Raw genomic sequence first — 1,742 nt, forward strand, 5'->3', positions numbered from 1 at the left:
AACCTTATGATGAGGTTTATGTACGTCGTAGTCCGGGTTATCAGGCCCAACAGAATGTAGCTGTTGAAGGTGAAATCCTGTTCGGAGGTTCTTATGCCATGACCAGTCGTGAAGAACGTCTTTCAGATTTGATCAATAAAGCGGGAGGTGCTACGAATTATGCTTACCTACGCGGTGCCAAACTTACTCGTGTAGCTACTGAAGGTGAGAAAAAACGTATGGGAGATGTGATCCGTTTGATGAGTCGACAGTTGGGTGAGGCTATGATGGATTCTTTGGGCGTCCGTGTAGAAGATCATTTTACAGTCGGCATTGACTTGGAGAAAGCTATAGCTAATCCGGGCAGTGCATCAGATCTGGTTTTGCGTGAAGGTGATGTGATTTTTATTCCGAAGAATACTAATACGGTAACAATTAATGGTGCTGTGATGGTTCCGAATACCGTTTCTTATATGAAAGGTGAGAATATCGATTATTACTTGAATCAGGCTGGTGGTTATTCTGAGAATGCGAAGAAGAGCAAGAAGTTCATTGTCTATATGAATGGTCAGGTAACTAAGGTTAAAGGTAGTGGTAAGAAACAAATCGAGCCTGGTTGTGAAATAATTGTACCTAGTAAAGCTAAGAAGCGTACTAATGTAGGTGAAATCCTAGGATATGCCACTTCTTTTAGTTCGTTAGGTATGATGATTGCCTCTATTGCTAATTTAATCAAGAAATAACGAATACCTTTATTTATGTCTACTTTGATGGAACGAGCATCTGAAAAGGAAACAAAACAGTTACATAATAATCACAATGATGAGGAGATCGAAATCGATTTGATGGATCTTCTTCGTAAGGTTATAGGTATTCGTAAGAAAATCTATAAAGCGGCTGGCATTGGACTGATAATTGGGATTATTGTTGCAATAAGTATCCCTAAGCAGTACACGGTTGAAGTTACCCTTTCTCCAGAGATGGGAAGCAGTAAAACTGGCGGTTTATCAGGTTTGGCTGCTTCTTTTTTAGGAAGTGGAGTTTCTATGGGAGATGGTACTGATGCCTTGAATGCTTCCTTATCTGCTGATATTGTATCTTCTACTCCTTTTTTACTGGAGCTTTCCGCAATGGAGATACCGGTAACAAAGAATGAAGTCATGACATTGAACACTTATTTAGATGAAGAAACATCTCCCTGGTGGAGTTATGTAATCGGGTTTCCTGGAATGGTAATTGGTGGAGTAAAGTCCTTGTTTATTGAGGAAGATGAAAATATATATTTTGATAAAACAAGTCAGGGTGTAATTGAGCTTTCAAAGAAGGAAACGGAGAAAATTGAGACTCTAAAGGAAAAGATCACTGCTTCTGTGGATAAGAAAACTTCGATGACTTCCGTTACTGCAACTTTTCAGGATTCTAAAGTTGCTGCAGTCGTAGCCGATTCCGTGGTAAAAAAGTTGCAGGAATATATCATAGACTATCGTACCTCCAAATCTAAAGAGGATTGTCTCTATTTGGAGAAATTATTTAAAGAACGTCAGCAGGAATATTACGAAGCGCAGAAGAAATATGCCGATTATCTGGATTCTCATGATAACCTAATTTTGCAGAGTGTTCGTACCGAACAGGAACGCTTGCAGAATGATATGAGTCTTGCTTATCAGGTATACAGTCAGGTTGCTGGTCAGCTTCAGGTTGCCAGAGCTAAAGTTCAGGAAGAAAAACCTGTGTTTGCTGTTGTAGAGCCTGCTGTGGTACCA

At 39.8% G+C, this 1,742-nt stretch carries 2 protein-coding genes; both read left to right on the forward strand.

What is annotated here, in order from left to right:
* Positions 1-722: SLBB domain-containing protein (locus I2I04_RS23070; RefSeq protein ID WP_195655945.1), on the forward strand; the 722-nt coding region annotated here is incomplete at its 5' end.
* Positions 723-737: 15 nt separating this feature from the next.
* A partial coding sequence (locus tag I2I04_RS23075; RefSeq protein ID WP_195655946.1) for a chain-length determining protein occupies positions 738-1,742 on the forward strand: 1,005 nt, incomplete at its 3' end.

The organism is Bacteroides sp. 1001136B_160425_E2, assembly GCF_015559655.1.
Taxonomy (GTDB): Bacteria; Bacteroidota; Bacteroidia; order Bacteroidales; family Bacteroidaceae; genus Bacteroides; species Bacteroides luhongzhouii.